The sequence below is a fragment of the Pseudarthrobacter sp. YAF2 genome, assembly GCF_052113345.1.
In the GTDB taxonomy this organism is placed as follows: domain Bacteria; phylum Actinomycetota; class Actinomycetes; order Actinomycetales; family Micrococcaceae; genus Arthrobacter.
In genome coordinates, this window is sequence record NZ_JBFRDA010000010.1 from 77,471 (window position 1) to 92,728 (window position 15,258).

The 15,258-nt window shown below is 66.4% G+C and carries 16 protein-coding genes; 14 read left to right on the forward strand and 2 right to left on the reverse strand.

Annotated features, from left to right (window positions below):
• Positions 1–98 precede the first annotated feature (98 nt).
• The 5 genes from rimP to rbfA all read left to right on the forward strand — a co-directional run bounded on the left by rimP (position 99) and on the right by rbfA (position 6,064).
• Entirely contained in the window at positions 99–713 is a 615-nt protein-coding gene (rimP, locus tag AB4Y79_RS12130) for a ribosome maturation factor RimP (RefSeq protein WP_441861986.1), read from the forward strand.
• Entirely contained in the window at positions 713–1,693 is a 981-nt protein-coding gene (nusA, locus tag AB4Y79_RS12135; RefSeq protein ID WP_308931466.1) for a transcription termination factor NusA, read from the forward strand. Before rimP ends, nusA begins: the two co-directional genes overlap by 1 nt.
• 180 nt (positions 1,694–1,873) lie before the next feature.
• The gene (locus tag AB4Y79_RS12140; protein ID WP_441861990.1) at positions 1,874–2,221 is read left to right on the forward strand and encodes a YlxR family protein; all 348 of its coding nucleotides are present in this window, start codon (positions 1,874–1,876) and stop codon (positions 2,219–2,221) included.
• Positions 2,222–2,373: 152 nt separating this feature from the next.
• Complete coding sequence (gene infB / locus AB4Y79_RS12145) at positions 2,374–5,262, forward strand: translation initiation factor IF-2 (RefSeq protein ID WP_441861993.1); 2,889 nt, start codon at positions 2,374–2,376, stop codon at positions 5,260–5,262.
• Between the two features lie 292 nt (positions 5,263–5,554).
• On the forward strand, positions 5,555–6,064 hold the full coding sequence (rbfA, locus tag AB4Y79_RS12150; RefSeq protein ID WP_308931463.1) for a 30S ribosome-binding factor RbfA: 510 nt from the start codon (positions 5,555–5,557) through the stop codon (positions 6,062–6,064).
• 65 nt (positions 6,065–6,129) lie between these two features.
• Here rbfA and AB4Y79_RS12155 read toward each other — a convergent pair whose 3' ends face one another.
• Positions 6,130–7,257 carry a ScyD/ScyE family protein gene (locus AB4Y79_RS12155; RefSeq protein ID WP_441861995.1) on the reverse strand — a complete coding sequence of 376 codons (1,128 nt, stop codon included), beginning with the start codon at positions 7,255–7,257 and terminating at the stop codon, positions 6,130–6,132.
• Between the two features lie 175 nt (positions 7,258–7,432).
• Between AB4Y79_RS12155 and AB4Y79_RS12160 the strand changes: the two genes are divergently transcribed.
• Positions 7,433–7,918 (forward strand): nucleoside deaminase, encoded by a 486-nt coding sequence (locus AB4Y79_RS12160; RefSeq protein WP_441861997.1) that lies wholly within the window; start codon positions 7,433–7,435, stop codon positions 7,916–7,918.
• A 2-nt stretch (positions 7,919–7,920) separates the two neighbouring features.
• Positions 7,921–8,358, forward strand: a complete 438-nt coding sequence (gene trxA / locus AB4Y79_RS12165) for a thioredoxin (protein WP_441862000.1) — start codon at positions 7,921–7,923, stop codon at positions 8,356–8,358.
• 28 nt (positions 8,359–8,386) lie between these two features.
• Here the strand turns inward: trxA and AB4Y79_RS12170 are convergent, their stop codons facing one another.
• Entirely contained in the window at positions 8,387–9,544 is a 1,158-nt protein-coding gene (locus AB4Y79_RS12170; protein ID WP_441862003.1) for a pyridoxal phosphate-dependent aminotransferase, read from the reverse strand.
• A 76-nt stretch (positions 9,545–9,620) separates the two neighbouring features.
• On the opposite strand from AB4Y79_RS12170, the gene truB reads away from it, so the two are divergent.
• The 7 genes from truB to rpsO all read left to right on the forward strand — a co-directional run bounded on the left by truB (position 9,621) and on the right by rpsO (position 15,059).
• A complete protein-coding gene (truB, locus tag AB4Y79_RS12175) occupies positions 9,621–10,544 on the forward strand; it encodes a tRNA pseudouridine(55) synthase TruB (RefSeq protein WP_441862006.1) in 924 nt (307 codons plus the stop codon).
• A gap of 2 nt (positions 10,545–10,546) precedes the next feature.
• Complete coding sequence (locus AB4Y79_RS12180) at positions 10,547–10,900, forward strand: hypothetical protein (RefSeq protein ID WP_441862008.1); 354 nt, start codon at positions 10,547–10,549, stop codon at positions 10,898–10,900.
• 18 nt (positions 10,901–10,918) lie between these two features.
• A complete protein-coding gene (locus tag AB4Y79_RS12185; protein WP_441862011.1) occupies positions 10,919–11,368 on the forward strand; it encodes a hypothetical protein in 450 nt (149 codons plus the stop codon).
• Positions 11,369–11,447: 79 nt separating this feature from the next.
• Positions 11,448–12,431: a bifunctional riboflavin kinase/FAD synthetase gene (locus tag AB4Y79_RS12190; protein WP_441862013.1), complete on the forward strand. Its 984-nt coding sequence runs from the start codon at positions 11,448–11,450 to the stop codon at positions 12,429–12,431.
• Positions 12,432–12,467: 36 nt separating this feature from the next.
• Positions 12,468–13,322, forward strand: a complete 855-nt coding sequence (kynA, locus tag AB4Y79_RS12195; RefSeq protein ID WP_441862016.1) for a tryptophan 2,3-dioxygenase — start codon at positions 12,468–12,470, stop codon at positions 13,320–13,322.
• Positions 13,319–14,578: a kynureninase gene (locus AB4Y79_RS12200; RefSeq protein ID WP_441862018.1), complete on the forward strand. Its 1,260-nt coding sequence runs from the start codon at positions 13,319–13,321 to the stop codon at positions 14,576–14,578. Before kynA ends, AB4Y79_RS12200 begins: the two co-directional genes overlap by 4 nt.
• 211 nt (positions 14,579–14,789) lie before the next feature.
• Entirely contained in the window at positions 14,790–15,059 is a 270-nt protein-coding gene (gene rpsO / locus AB4Y79_RS12205) for a 30S ribosomal protein S15 (RefSeq protein WP_163164502.1), read from the forward strand.
• The last annotated feature ends 199 nt before the right edge of the window (positions 15,060–15,258 follow it).

Sequence of the window (15,258 nt, forward strand, 5' to 3'; positions counted from 1 at the left end):
TGGTGTCACGCTGCGGCGGCACCCCGGTGCACCGCTGGGCCGGTAAAATAGCTACGCTAGTAAACACCACATCATCTATAGGGAGGGCGGCCGGCATCGTGAGCAATGCAGAAGCCACGGCTTCACCAGACCACACGGGTACGGGAAGCGGATCCGCACCGGCCCACAACCCCGAAGCCGCCCGGCTCCGGGCTCTCCTGGAGCCCGCCATCCAGGCCAACCGGCTCTACCTTGAGGACGTGGTCATCAACATCGCCGGTTCGCACCGGGTGGTCAACGTCGTGGTGGACCTGCCGCAGGAGGAAACGGGCGGCGTCAGCCTGGACGTCATTGCCGATATCTCCAAGGTGCTCTCCGATGTCCTGGACAGCGACCCCAACGCAGATACCCGCCCGTATGACCTTGAGGTGTCCTCGCCCGGCGTCGGGCGTCCGCTGACCGAACCCCGTCACTGGCACCGCGCCCGGGGCCGGATGGTCAAGGTCAACGTGCTCCAGGGTGAGAACGTCACCGGGCGCATCCAGTCGGTGGACGACGGCGGAGTGACCCTCGTGCCCGAGGTCGCCGTCAAGAAGGGCATGAAGCCCCGGCAGGGCGACGCCGTAAAGCTTCCTTTCGACAGGATCCGCAATGGAAAAGTCGAGATCGAATTCAGCCACCTCCCCGAGGATGGTCTGGAACCTGAACACAATGGACCTTCCGAGGAGGCCTGATGGATATTGACATGAGCGCACTGAGACTTTTGGAGCGTGAGCGTGAAATCCCGCTGGACCTCCTGATCCCCACCATCGAGCAGGCGCTCCTGGTGGCCTACCACAAGTCGCCCGGCGCCTTCGAGAAAGCGCGTGCCGAGCTGGACCGCAAGAGCGGCCATGTGACCATCTGGGCTGTCGAGATTGACGACGACGGCGCTCCAATCGGCGAATTCGAGCACACCCCCGAAGGGTTTGGCCGCATCGCTGCCAGCACCGCGCGCCAGATCATCCTGCAGCGGCTCCGCGACGTCGAGGATGACAACGTCCTGGGTGAATTCAAGGGCCGCGAAGGCGAACTGGTGTCCGGCACCATCCAGCAGGGCAACAACCCGCACATGATCCAGGTCAACCTCGGATCGCTGGAGGCGCTGCTCCCGCCGCCCGAGCAGGTTCCCGGGGAAAAGTACATCCACGGCAACCGCCTGCGCGCCCTGGTCATTGATGTCCACCGCGGCAACAAGGGGCCCTCGGTTACGCTGTCCCGCTCGCACCCGGGCCTCGTCCGGAAGCTCTTCGAACTCGAAGTGCCCGAAATCGCCGATCACTCCGTGGAAATCGTTGCGCTGGCACGCGAAGCCGGACACCGCACCAAGATCGCCGTGAAGGCGAACACTCCCGGGATCAACGCCAAGGGCGCCTGCATCGGGGAAATGGGCTCGCGGGTCCGGGCGGTCATGACCGAACTCAACGACGAAAAGATCGACATCGTCGATTTCAGTGAGAACCCGGCGACCTTCATCGCCAGCGCCCTCTCGCCGTCGCGTGTGAATTCGGTCACTATCACCGATGAGGCTACCCGGTCCGCCCGGGTGGTGGTTCCCGACTACCAGCTGTCCCTGGCCATCGGCAAGGAAGGCCAGAACGCCCGGCTGGCGGCGAAGCTGACCGGCTGGCGCATCGACATCGTCTCGGACGCCGCGGCGCCCCGCGACAAATGAGGTTCAGGACCGGGTGGTTGCCGTACCCGGGCAGCCGCCCGGTTTCGGGCAGAACGGCCCAAAGGGGCTAGAATAGATAAGACCGCGCCTAACGGCCGGCAGCCGTGTGCCCTGTGTATGCCAATTTTCCGGAACCCCGGAGGTGGTTACGCCAGGGCCAGCAGAATGAACGTCAGGACGATGACCGTGGCAGAAGTGCTTTCCACCGGAAGTCACCCCGAACGTACCTGCATCGGATGCCGGAAGAAGGGCTTGCGGTCGCAGTTGCTCCGGCTCGTCGCCGAAGGCAGCGGATCATCCGCTGTCCTGGTGGATGAACGACGCCGGATGGCTGGCCGGGGTGCTTGGCTGCACCCCAGCCAATCGTGCCTGGCTCTGGCGATCAAACGGCGAGCATTCGGACGTGCCCTTCCGGGCGCAACCGGTACCGCCGCAGTTGAACACCGGATCATGTCAGGTCCGAACGTTGACGTCGCCGCGGCGGCTGCAACACCAACCGTCCAACCTGAAAGCGGGTCAGAAAACTGATGGAAACCCGATGAGTTCCCAGCGATGAGTGCGTAACGATGACAACTTTGTTGCGCTCTGCAATGGGCCTTTCAGCTGCGTTCGCGGCGGAGGCCCGCAGTAAGAAGTAGACGGTTCGTGCCTGGCTCGGTGCGGACCGAGACAGGAGAAATGTGGCCAAGGTTCGCGTACATGAGCTCGCCAAAGAGCTCGGTATAACTTCCAAAGATGCAGTGACAAAACTGCAGGAACTGGGCGAATTCGTTCGCTCCGCCTCATCCACCATTGAGGCCCCCGTTGTGCGGAAACTGCGCAACGCCTTCCCCGACGCCGCCGCCAAGTCAGCGGCCCCGGCCGCGACGCCCGCTGCCGCCCCCAAGGCCGCCGCGCCCGCAGCAGGATCACGTCCTTCAGCACCGGCTCCGGGCCCGGCTGCGCCCAAGGCTCCGGCCCCTGCGGCACAAGCACCGGCTGCACCTGCCCAGGCTGCCCCGGCGGCTCCCGCAGCTGCAACTCCGGCGCCTGCCGCTCCCGCGGCTCCGTCCTCGGGTGCCAAGCCCGGCGCACGCCCTGCCCCCAAGGCAGAGACCCCGGCTCCTTCCGCCCGTCCGGGCGGTTCCACGCCGGGTGGGTCCGGTCCCCGTCCCGGTGGTCCCCGTCCGGGCAACAACCCCTTCGCCACCTCACAGGGCATGCCCCGTGGCCGTGGCGGAGACGGTGAGCGCCCTCCGCGTCCGGGCAACAACCCGTTCGCCACGTCCCAGGGCATGCCCCGTCCCGGCGGCGGCCGCGACGGCGACCGCCCCGGTGGTCCCCGTCCCGCAGCCGGCGCTGGTGGTCCCCGTCCCGGTGGGCCGCGTCCCGCAGCCGGTGCCGGTGGGCCCCGTCCCGCAGCCGGCGCAGGCGGACCCCGTCCGGGCGCACCCCGTCCCGGCGGTCCCCGTCCTACTCCCGGAATGATGCCCAACCGCACCGAACGTCCCGCGCCCGCTGGTGCAGGCCGTCCGGGTGGCGGCGGCCGCGGTCCGGGCCGTCCGGGTGGCGCTCCAGGCACCGGTGGTCCCGGCGCAGGTGGCGGCGCCCCGGCCGGCGGTGGCTTCGGCAAGGGTGGCCGCGGTCGCGGTGGCACCCAGGGTGCCTTCGGCAAGGGCGGTGCAGGCCGAGGCAAGCAGCGCAAGTCGAAGCGTGCCAAGCGCCAGGAACTCGAGCAGATGAGTGCCCCGTCGCTGGGTGGCGTGAGCGTACCCCGCGGCGACGGCAACACCGTCATCCGCCTGCGCCGCGGCTCATCCATCACTGACTTCGCCGACAAGATCGAGGCGAACCCCGCGGCACTGGTGACCGTCCTCTTCCACCTCGGCGAAATGGCTACCGCCACGCAGTCGCTGGATGAAGAGACCTTTGCGCTGCTGGGCGAGGAGCTTGGTTACAAGCTCCAGGTCGTCTCCCCGGAGGACGAGGAGCGCGAGCTGCTCTCCACGTTCGACATCGACTTCGACGCCGAGCTGGAAGCCGAAGGCGACGAGGAACTCGAGGCACGTCCTCCGGTTGTCACCGTCATGGGTCACGTTGACCACGGTAAGACCCGGCTGCTGGATGCCATCCGCAAGTCCGACGTCATGGCGGGCGAACACGGCGGCATCACCCAGCACATCGGTGCCTACCAGGTCGCGCACAACCACGAAGGCGAAGACCGGAAGATCACCTTCATCGACACCCCGGGCCACGAGGCGTTCACCGCCATGCGTGCCCGTGGTGCGAAGGTCACCGACATCGCCATCCTGGTGGTCGCAGCGGACGACGGCGTGATGCCGCAGACCGTTGAAGCCCTCAACCACGCCCAGGCGGCCAACGTGCCGATCGTCGTGGCAGTGAACAAGATCGACAAGGAAGGCGCCAACCCGGAAAAGGTCCGCGGCCAGCTGACCGAGTACGGCCTGGTTCCCGAAGAATACGGTGGCGACACCATGTTCGTGGAAGTTTCTGCCCGCCAGAACCTCCACATCGACGAGCTGCTTGAGGCGGTCCTGCTCACCGCGGACGCCGCCCTGGACATGCGCGCCAACCCGAACAAGGACGCCCGCGGTATCGCAATCGAAGCCAACCTGGACAAGGGCCGCGGTGCGGTTGCCACCGTCCTGGTCCAGTCCGGCACCCTGCGCGTCGGCGACACCATCGTGGCAGGCACGGCCCATGGCCGCGTCCGTGCGATGTTCGACGACGACGGCAGCGCCCTGACCGAGGCAGGCCCGTCCCGCCCCGTGCAGGTGCTGGGTCTGTCAAACGTCCCGCGCGCAGGCGACACCTTCTTCGTGACCGCTGACGAGCGCACCGCCCGCCAGATCGCCGAGAAGCGTGAAGCTGCCGACCGCAACGCCGCCCTGGCCAAGCGCCGCAAGCGCATCAGCCTGGAAGACTTCGACCAGGCCGTCGCCGAAGGCAAGATCGACACCCTCAACCTCATCCTCAAGGGTGACGTGTCCGGTGCCGTGGAAGCCCTCGAAGACGCATTGCTCAAGATCGACGTCGGCGAAGGCGTGCAGCTGCGCGTCATCCACCGCGGTGTGGGTGCCATCACCCAGAACGACGTCAACCTGGCAACGGTCGACTCCGCCGTCATCATCGGCTTCAACGTCAAGCCCGCCGAGCGTGTTGCCGAACTGGCAGACCGCGAAGGCGTGGACATGCGCTTCTACTCCGTCATCTACGCAGCAATCGATGACATCGAAGCAGCCCTCAAGGGCATGCTCAAGCCGGAGTACGAGGAAGTCCAGCTTGGCACCGCCGAGGTCCGCGAAGTGTTCCGCTCCTCCAAGTTCGGAAACATCGCCGGCTCGATCGTCCGCTCCGGTGTTATCCGGCGCAACGCCAAGGCACGCGTCTCCCGCGACGGCAAGATCATCGGTGACAACCTCACCGTTGAGACGCTCAAGCGCTTCAAGGACGATGCAACCGAGGTCCGCACGGACTTCGAGTGTGGTATCGGTCTTGGCTCGTACAACGACATCACCGAAGGCGACATCATCGAGACCTTCGAGATGCGCGAGAAGCCGCGCGTCTAGGCTGTCTGTTGTGGGGTCGTCGGAATTGTTCCGGCGGCCCCGCGCTTTTCCGCCGTGAAGGGGGCCCCGCCCCTACGACGGGTGGCTGACGATCTACGATCGCCAGCCACCCGTCTCCGGCAGGCCCGATGCCACTCCCGGGCCCCCTTCACGGCTCCAAAGCGCCGCCGGAAAATTTCGACGGCGTCGTCGTTGGCCCGCCTTTAGTGCGCGGCACTTAACTGAAGCGTTCGGCGCAGGCCCACTGCCGCCGTCGTACGTCCCCAATTTTTTCTTCTTATAGGAGTTGTTCATGGCTGATCCGGCACGTGCTGCTAAGTTGGCGCAGCGGATTAAGGTTGTTGTTGCTGAGGCTCTGGGCCGGAAGGCCAAGGATCCCCGGCTTGAGGGCATTACTGTTACCGATGCCCGGGTGACCAATGATCTGCAGCACGCCACCGTTTACTACACCGTCTTTGGCGACGAGACTGTCCAGGCTGATGCCGCCAAGGGGCTCGAAAAAGCCAAGGGTGTCCTTCGGCAGGAAGTTGGCCGGAACATCACCGTCCGCCTGACCCCCACCCTTGAGTTCGTGGCCGACCAGATTCCGGTGAACGCCTCCAACCTCGAGGAACTGCTGCGGGAGGCCCGCAAGCGTGACGCCGAGGTGGCAGCACTTGCTGCCAACGCCCGGCACGCCGGCGACGCCGACCCCTACAAGTCAGACGCGTCCGACGACGTCGATATCGACGAAGACGACTTCGACGAAGAGGACACCGACCTCAGCGACGACGGCGACGTCGAAGAGGACAGCAACAAGTAGAACGCACACAGGGCCCGGGAGTTGATCCCGGGCCCTGCTGTTTTAACCCAGCAGTGCTGCATCCCCTAGTGCAGATCGGCCTTGATGACCTTTCCGGACGGCGGCTGCGAGGGATCCCCGAGCGCGTCCGCCGTGGCGTAAAGCGTATGGCCGCTGATGTCGACATCGGCCGGCATGTTCACCGCCAGGAACCGGGAACGGCTGCCCTCACACGTGAACTTCAGGATCTCGCCGCCGAACAACGAGGCGACAAACACGTCACCATTGCCGGCCACTGCCAGGCCCGTGGGACTGAGAATGTGATCAGCCCAGAGGTCGGTGTCACCGTTCCACGGGTTGATTTTGAAAACCGCACCGCGGGCACCCAGTTCGGGACCTTCCGGTCCGCCGGGCAGGGACGTCACGTACAGCATCCCGTCCGGGCCGATCCCCACGTCGGTAGGTACGGGCTCGAACGCGTACTTATGCCCCACCACGCAGTCCGGAACCGTCATGGTGTTCCCCTGCATGTCCACCGGGACCTTGAAGCCCGCTGGAATGGTGGCCGGACGTGGCGGCAGGACAGCGACCGTATCGATGTCACCATTCTTCAGGTTGACCTTGAGGACGGCGTTCATGCCGGCGTCGGCCACATAGGCAGTGTCATCCTTCACCGCCAGGGCGTAAGGGTGGGAGTCCACAAGGCCCTTGTAGCTGGCCGGCGGGAAAGCAGGCCAACCCGCAAGGCACTGATCGCTGACGTCTTTGCCAAACCCGTAGTGCTGGGACCCGTCCGGGTTATGGCGCCGCTCGTAGTCGGCAAAGTTGGCGATGGTGTCCACGTCGCCCCTGGAGTCGATGGACTTGAGGTATCCGTGCAGTGCAGCGGGGTCTCCCTCGCCGGCGCCCACACTTTCCAGGTAATAGGTGGTGCTGCCGCGGGTGTCGGAGCCGGCCACCTCCCAACCCTTGGGCGTCTGCGTGGCCAGGTCCCCGGCGGATCCGTCCCGGTTGATGCGGGTGAGTTTCCCGGCAAAGTCCTGGGACACCAGGACCGATTTACCGGTCCCCGCCGAGACGTGCAGCGGTGAGACGAGTCCATCCGCAAGGACATCGTAGTCAGGTGTGCGGGAGGATGCGGAGGCGGGGGCAGCGGACGCCACGGCAGCGGCGGTGGCCGCGATACAGGCTAAGAATGCGAGTCGTTTCTTCATTGGGTTCTCCGGGTGCGAGGCCCTTGACGGGCTGGATAGGAAAGCCTCGGCAGAGGCAAATTGTTTCCCCCGCGCGCAAGCGTAGGCTCCTACCAGCGGGTAGTCGCTGGGGGAATCTCCCCTTCTTTGCCCCCTTTTCATCCCCCTGCAGGGCCCCGGTGGCTAGGATCGTGCTATGACCTCTGCAGACCACGAAAACGGCCCCTCCACGTACCTCGAGCAGGCAGTGGACCTGGCCACGCAGAACGTCGCACGTGGCGGCGGGCCGTTCGCAGCTGTGGTGGTCACCGCTGACGGGCACGTCCACGCCGGTGTCAACCGCGTCACCCGGGACAACGATCCCACTGCCCACGCGGAGGTGGTGGCCATCCGCGCAGCGGCCTCAGCAACGGCCAACTTCGACCTCACCGGAGCGGTACTCTACGCAAGCTGCGAGCCGTGCCCCATGTGCTTGGCCTCAGCTTTATGGGCCAGGATCGGCCACGTGTACTTTGCCGCGGACCGGCACGGGGCTGCGGCTGCAGGCTTCGATGATGCCCTCTTCTACGAGTACTTCAACGGCGCCAGGCCGGACCTGATGCCGGTCACCCGGGGGGAGGTCCCGACGTCGGACCTCCCCTTCCAGGCGTGGGGCGCCTTTGCCGGCAGGAAGGACTACTAGCCATGGAACCTGCGCTCATCGCCTGCCCCGCCTGCAGAAAGACCAACCGGGTGCCCGCCCGGGCATCCGGGCATCCGCGCTGCGGCAACTGCAAAGCGGACCTTCCGTGGATCGTGTCCGCGGGTGACGGAGATTTCGCCGCCGTCGCCGAGCAATCGGCCGTTCCGGTGCTGGTGGACTTCTGGGCCGCATGGTGCGGCCCCTGCCGGATGGTCAGCCCGGTCCTGGACAAGCTGGCCCGGGAACGGCCCGGAAAGATCAAACTGGTCAAGGTGGATGTGGACACGTCGCCCGGCTTGTCGCGGCGTTTCGACATCCAGGCCATTCCCACGCTGATGGTGATCGTTGACGGCAAGGTCGCAGCGCGCCAGGCCGGAGCGGCGCCGGCGGACGCCCTGCGTTCCTGGCTGGACCGGGCACTCGCCGGCGCCGGCAACTGATCTCCGCCGCCAGGTCCTGCGTCCGCAGCTACCGCAAGGCGGAGGGAAGCCGCGACGCCCCGTCAACGAGCTCCTGTTTCCGGCCGCACAACGCGATCCGCACCCAGCCTTCACCAATGGAGCCGAAGGCCGTCCCCGGAGCCAGCGCCACCCCTGAGTCCGCCAGGAAACCGTGCACCCAGGCACGCACATCGCCGCCGGTCACATGGGACATGTCAGCCCACAGGTAGAACGCACCCTGCGCTGGGAGGAAGCGGATCCCCTTGGCTGCCAGGACCGCCGAGGCGGCGTCCCGGTTCTCCCGGTAGTGCTGGTGGGCGTGCCGGACGTAGTCCTGCGGCCCGCTCAGGGCTGCGAGCGCCGCGTACTGCGGGGCTGAAGCCACGCAGGAAACGATCGACTCCATGACGTTGTCCATTTTCTGTTTGAGGCCCGGCGGGCAGATGAGTGCGCCAATCCTCAGCCCCGTGAGGCCGTACGTCTTGGACAGTGTCAGGGAGGTGAACACGCGCGCCCCTCCCGGGGCGCCGTCGTCGAACCGTGCCGGGCTCACGTGCGGCACATCGTACGTGAAAGCCTCGTAGCACTCGTCGGAGATGACCCAGAGGTCGTGCCGGCGGGCCAGGTCCATCAGGTCCCGCACCAGGTCTTCGCCCAGCACGGCGCCCAGCGGGTTGGAAGGGGAGTTCAGCACCAGCACCCGGGTGCGGCTGGTGATGAGGGCCTCGACGTCGGCCACCCGGGGCTGGAAGTCATGGTCCGGGTGCAGCGGGTACTCCACGGGCACGGCATTGAGCAACCGGCTGGTCATGGCGAAGGTGGGGTAGCCCGGGTTGGGGATCAGGATCTCGTCGCCGGGGGAGAGCAGCAGGCTCATGGCGAAGTGCAGGCCCTGCTGCGCGCCGGCCACCACGTAGACCCGGTCCGCTCCGACGTCCACGCCCTGCTCCTGGCGGAACCTGGCAGCGAACGCCTCACGCAGGGCCGGGATCCCGGCGTTCGGCGTGTAGTTGGTCTCGTCCCTGTCCAAGCAGGCAATGCCGGCGTCCAGGACGTGGCGGGGGAGCGGAAAGCCTGGCTCTCCGATGCTTAGCACCAGGGCGCCCGGGGTGCGCCAGGCGGCCTCGGTGATCTCGCGGATCTGGTTGACAGGCACGTCGCGGACATGGGCGGCAAGCTCGGGCATGCCAGCCATCCTAGCCTCCCGGCCGGCTGCCGCTTGGCGTGCGGCGGCCCCAACCTGCGCCGATATACTGGGAGGCGTGCTTTCTGGACTGGTGATAGTGGACAAGCCGCAGGGATGGACCAGCCATGATGTGGTTGGCCGGATGCGGCGCCTCGCAGGTACCCGGAAAGTGGGGCACGCAGGAACCCTGGATCCCATGGCCACCGGCGTGCTGGTCCTTGGCATCAACAAAGCCACCCGGCTCCTGACCTACATCGTGGGCACCTCCAAGACCTACACGGCCACCATCCGCTTGGGCCAGTCGACCGTAACGGACGACGCCGAGGGCGAGGTCACCGCCACGTCCGGCACGTCCGGCGTGGGTGAGCAGGCAATTTACGACGGCGTCGCAGCCCTCACCGGCGGGATCGAGCAGGTGCCCAGCAGCGTCAGCGCGATCAAGGTCAACGGCGAACGCGCCTACGCACGGGTGCGCTCCGGCGAGGACGTCAAGCTCGCGGCGCGGCCCGTCACCATCCACCGGTTTGAGGTCCATGCTGTCCGGCGGGATCCGGAGGCGGATGTGATTGACCTCGATGTCACCGTTGAATGCTCCTCCGGCACGTACATCCGGGCCCTCGCCCGGGACCTCGGCAATGCCCTCGGCGTCGGCGGGCACCTCACCGCCCTCCGCAGGACCCAGGTGGGCCCCTACACCCTTGACCAGGCGCGCACCCTCGAAGAACTCGCCGAAGAACTCAACATCCTGGAAATGTCGCAGGCCGCCCGGGCCCTCATGCCCAACCGTGAACTGAGCCCTGAGGAAACCACGGAGATTTCCTTCGGCCGGCGCATCGCTGCCGGGGCGGCCCCCGGCAGTCCCGGCACCGCCACGGCGGAGCACCCGGCCGCTGCCTTCGCCCCCGACGGCTCCCTGGTGGCTTTGCTCGCCGACGCCGGCAGCTACGCTAAACCGGTGCTGGTCTTTGCGCCCGGTAACGGCACCGCCGCGGAGGCGTAAGCGTGGACGCATATTTTTGGATCATCCTGGTCGTCGGCCTGGTGTCCACGGTGGCCTGCCTGGGCGCGGGAATCCTCAAGAAGGCGCCGAACGACGTCACCATCCTTTCCGTTGCCGTCGTTGAAGTGGCCCTCGTGGTCTACCTGGTGGGTTCAATCGTGCGGGTCATCGCCGGCGAACACATCGCGGGTGAAGCCTGGGAATTCTGGGGCTACATGGCCACCGCCATGCTCCTGCCCCCGGCAGCGGTTTACTGGTCCATCCTGGAACGGACCCGATGGAGCAACTTTGTCCTGGCCGCCGTCGGCGTCACCGCATTGGTGATGGCCGCACGAATGAACCAGATCTGGTACTGAAGTGGAAGAAGCATCAAAATGAAAGACCAGCAGGCCGGCCCGGCCGCCAACGCACCCGCCCGCAACACCCGCAACACCGGGCCCGGCAGGTTGCTGATCGCGGTGTACGGGGTTTTCGCCATCTCCGCCACCGCACGCGCCGGCTACCAGATCCTCACCAAATTCTCTGAGGCCCCGCTGGCATACCTGCTCTCGGCCTTCGCCGCGCTGGTGTACGTGGTGGCCACGGTTTCCCTGGCCAAGGCAGGCACCACCTGGTTCAAGGTCTCCGTCGCGGCGGTACTCGTGGAACTGGCCGGTGTCCTGGTGGTGGGGACCTTGAGTGTCCTGGACTCCGTGCAGTTCCCGCATGAGACCGTCTGGTCCCTGTTTGGACGGGGCTACGGCTTCATCCCCCTGCTGCTGCCCATCCTTGGTCTGGTGTGGCTGTACCGCCGCCGCCCGTCGCAGGCCAAAGCGGCGCAGTGAATCCGGGTAACCTTGAAGAGTTCCGCCGCCGGCATGGCTCCGGAACACCGATTTTTGCAGGCAGCTTAAGGCGAGGGTGATGGTCTACATCTGGAACGATCCGTCCGATGTCCCGGCGGACTTCGGCCCATCCGTTGTCACTTTCGGCAACTTCGATGGCGTTCACCGCGGCCACCAGCAGGTGCTGTCCCAGCTGATCCGCTCGGCCCGCCTCGCGCACGCCAAGGCTGTGGCCGTCACCTTCGATCCCCACCCGGCGCTGATCCACCGCCCCGAAACCGCGCCGGAGCTGATCATGGGCCTGGAGGACAAGCTGGAGGCCCTGGGCGAGCTCGGCCTTGACGCCGTCCTGGTGGTCAAATACTCACTGGACCTTGCCAGCCTGACCGCGGAGGAGTTCGTGGAGCAGTATCTGGTGGACTGCCTGCACGCCAGCCACGTGGTGATCGGCCACGACGCCCGCTTCGGCCGGGGCAACTCCGGAGACCTGGAGACCATGAAGGCGCTGGGCGAAAAGTTCGGCTTCGACGTCCAGGTGATCAGCGAATTCGGCTCCGAGGGCTACCCGCTGCATGAGGATGACGCCACCGACCGGCGCTGCTCGTCCACCTGGGTGCGTGAGGCCTTGCAGGAGGGCGACGTCGCCACCGCCGCCGCCGTGCTGGGCCGGCCCCACCGGATGCGCGGCGAAGTGGTCCACGGTGCCGCCCGCGGCAGGGCGCTCGGCTTCCCCACCGCAAACCTCGCTCCCAATGCCACTGGACTGATCCCGGCCGACGGCATCTACGCAGGCTGGCTGGTTGACCAGGCCGGAACGCGGTGGCCGGCGGCGATCTCGGTGGGTTCCAATCCCACGTTCGACGGCGTCAGCCGGCAAGTCGAGGCGCACGTCATCGACAGGCCCAAGGAAGCCGTGGAGGACTTCGATCTGTATGGCCAGACAGTAATCGTGGAATTCGTCGAACGGCTGCGGGGCATGGTGGCCTATCGTGGCCCTGAGGCACTGGTGGACCAGATGCGGCTCGATGTGGCCGAGGCCCATCAGCTCCTGGGCGGCCGCTGACAGCACTGCCCGGGCCACAACAACGAAAGGCAGTGCGTGTCCGTCCAAAAGAACACCCGCAAGCTCGACGAAGGGATCGTCCGTGACTTCAGTTCGCGGATGAGCTACGCCTCCTACCTGCAGCTGCCCACGCTGCTCAGTGCCCAGAAACCTGTCAGCGAGCCCGAACACCACGATGAGCTGCTGTTCATCATCCAGCACCAGACCACGGAGCTGTGGCTGAAGCTGGTCCTGCACGAGCTGCGAAGCGCTGCCGCCTGGCTCCGGACAGACGACCTTGGGTCGGCACTGAAGGGCATTGCCCGGGTCAAGCACATCCAGAAGACCCTCACCGAACAATGGTCCGTGCTGGCCACCCTGACACCCACCGAGTATTCACAGTTCCGCGGCTTCCTGGGCAACTCGTCGGGCTTCCAGTCCGCCCAGTACCGGGCCGTCGAGTTCGTGCTGGGAAACAAGAACCGCAAGATGCTTCCGGTCTTCGAATCCGATCCCGAGGCACACGCCATGCTGGCGGAATTGCTCGCCGCCCCCAGCATCTACGACGAATTCCTGGCTTACCTCTCCCGACACGGATTCGACGTGCCCGCCGCCGTCCTGGACCGGGACGTAACCCGGGCCCACGAGTTCACCCCGGACCTGGTGCCGCTCTTCAAGCACATCTACGAAAACGCCGCAGAGAACTGGGCGGCCTACGAGGCATGCGAGGAACTGGTGGACCTGGAGGACAACTTCCAGCTCTGGCGCTTCAGGCACCTGCGCACCGTCCAGCGGACCATCGGCATGAAGACAGGCACCGGCGGCTCCAGTGGGGTCACCTTCCTGCAGAAGGCCCTGGAGCTGACGTTCTTCCCGGAACTATTCGCTGTCAGGACGGAGATCGGACAATGAGCACCCACCAGGAAACCCCCACCGGCGTTCCCCTGCAAGCGCTCCGCGAGCGGGCCCGGGAACTGGACCGCCAGGACCCGCTGGCGCACTACCGGGACCACTTCATCGGAACGGACACCCCGCTGTCCTACCTTGACGGCAACTCCCTGGGCAGGCCCCTGAAGAGGACCGCCGACGACGTCGCCGCCTTCGTCCGGAACGAGTGGGGCGGGCGGCTCATCCGCGGCTGGGACGAACAATGGCTGACCATGCCGGAGGCCATTGGGGACCAGCTGGGCCGCGCTGTCCTGGGAGCCGCTCCCGGACAAACGATCATCGCCGATTCCACCACTGTGGTGCTCTACAAGCTGCTCCGCGCCGCCCTCGCGGCCGTGCAGGACCCGGACCGCGACGAGCTCGTGCTGGATACCGGGAACTTTCCCACGGACCGGTACCTGGTGGAAGGCATCGCCCTCGAAGAAGGCTTGACCCTCCGCTGGATCGATCCCGACCCGGCCGCCGGCGTGACCCTTGACCAGGTGCGCCAAGCCACCGGGCCGCGCACCGCCGTCGTCCTCCTCAGCCAGATCGCCTACCGCTCAGGCCACCTGGCGGACCTGCCGGGGATCACCGCGGCAGTGCACGACGCCGGCGCGCTGGTGGTGTGGGATCTTTGCCATTCCGCCGGGTCGGTGGAGATCGGCCTGGACGCCGCGGACGTCGACTTCGCCGCCGGGTGCACCTACAAGTACCTCAACGGCGGGCCCGGCTCACCCGCCTTCGCGTACGTCAATGCCCGGCACCTGCCGGCGCTCAACCAGCCCATCTGGGGCTGGATGGGCCGCAAGGACGCCTTCGAGATGGCCGCCGGCTATGCACCGGCCGCAGGCATCCGCGGCTTCCTTAGCGGCACCCCCGCCATCTTCGGCATGATCGCCATGCAGGGCACCCTTGACCTCATCGAGGAAGCCTCGATGGCCGCGATTCGGGAAAAGTCCGTGGCCCTGACGGCCTTCGCCATCGACGTTTTCGACGCCTGGCTGGCCCCGCTGGGTGCCGAACTGGCCTCGCCCAGGGATTCGGGGGAGCGGGGCGGCCACATCACCGTGGACCATCCGGCCTTCAGCAAAGCCACAGTGGAAGGTCTCTGGGATGGTGATGTCATCCCGGACTTCCGCTCACCGCATGGCATCCGGGTGGGCCTGTCGCCGCTGAGTACCAGCTTCGCCGAAGTGCTCCACGGCATGGCGGCGATCAGGGACCGGCTGCAGGGCTGACGCCGGGACCGGACGGGGCGGCGGCTCCGCCGGCACTGTTTCGACAAGGTTAGGCCCGGGCCGGTAAACTGGACGATGGATCCGGCTGCAGTCCGTGGCGGCTGGGTCCTGTCGTTGACGCTTTCCCCGGTTTCCGGAGCAGGACGTGCACGGCAGACCCGGCAGTGAACTTCTGACCTGGGCCCTCACGGCACATTCCCAAGGAGTTATTGTGGCACTTGAAGCCGCTGTAAAGCAGTCCATCATCAAGGAATACGCAACCGCCGAAGGCGACACCGGTTCACCCGAGGTCCAGGTTGCGGTCCTGACCCAGCGGATCAAGGATCTGACTGAGCACATGAAGGAGCACAAGCACGACTACCACACCCAGCGCGGTCTGCTGGCCATGGTTGGTCGTCGCAAGCGCATGCTGAGCTACCTCAAGAAGACTGACATCGCCCGCTACCGTTCGCTCATCGAGCGCCTCGGCCTGCGCCGCTAGTCTGGCTTTGGGGCGGCCCCTTCCCTCCGGAACGGGCCGCCTTCTTCAAATGAAAAACTAAACAGGAGGATCAACCGCATCACGCATTCGCGGTCCTCGGTAGTGATCCCCGGGAACGGCTTCGTCGACTGAAGCCGGCGGCCCGTGGGTCTCGATCGATGACCGGGTGCAAGGGCCAGTAGACAGATGCTGGGCTGGG

Excerpts from the sequence above, each read along its gene's own strand:
- nusA (WP_308931466.1), top strand. The coding sequence starts at position 713 with ATGGATATTGACATGAGCGCACTGAGACTTTTGGAGCGTGAGCGTGAA.
- AB4Y79_RS12140 (WP_441861990.1), top strand. The coding sequence starts at position 1,874 with ATGACCGTGGCAGAAGTGCTTTCCACCGGAAGTCACCCCGAACGTACC.
- rbfA (WP_308931463.1), top strand. The coding sequence starts at position 5,555 with ATGGCTGATCCGGCACGTGCTGCTAAGTTGGCGCAGCGGATTAAGGTT.
- AB4Y79_RS12155 (WP_441861995.1), bottom strand. The coding sequence starts at position 7,257 with ATGAAGAAACGACTCGCATTCTTAGCCTGTATCGCGGCCACCGCCGCT.
- AB4Y79_RS12160 (WP_441861997.1), top strand. The coding sequence starts at position 7,433 with ATGACCTCTGCAGACCACGAAAACGGCCCCTCCACGTACCTCGAGCAG.
- trxA (WP_441862000.1), top strand. The coding sequence starts at position 7,921 with ATGGAACCTGCGCTCATCGCCTGCCCCGCCTGCAGAAAGACCAACCGG.
- AB4Y79_RS12170 (WP_441862003.1), bottom strand. The coding sequence starts at position 9,544 with ATGCCCGAGCTTGCCGCCCATGTCCGCGACGTGCCTGTCAACCAGATC.
- AB4Y79_RS12185 (WP_441862011.1), top strand. The coding sequence starts at position 10,919 with ATGAAAGACCAGCAGGCCGGCCCGGCCGCCAACGCACCCGCCCGCAAC.
- AB4Y79_RS12190 (WP_441862013.1), top strand. The coding sequence starts at position 11,448 with ATGGTCTACATCTGGAACGATCCGTCCGATGTCCCGGCGGACTTCGGC.
- AB4Y79_RS12200 (WP_441862018.1), top strand. The coding sequence starts at position 13,319 with ATGAGCACCCACCAGGAAACCCCCACCGGCGTTCCCCTGCAAGCGCTC.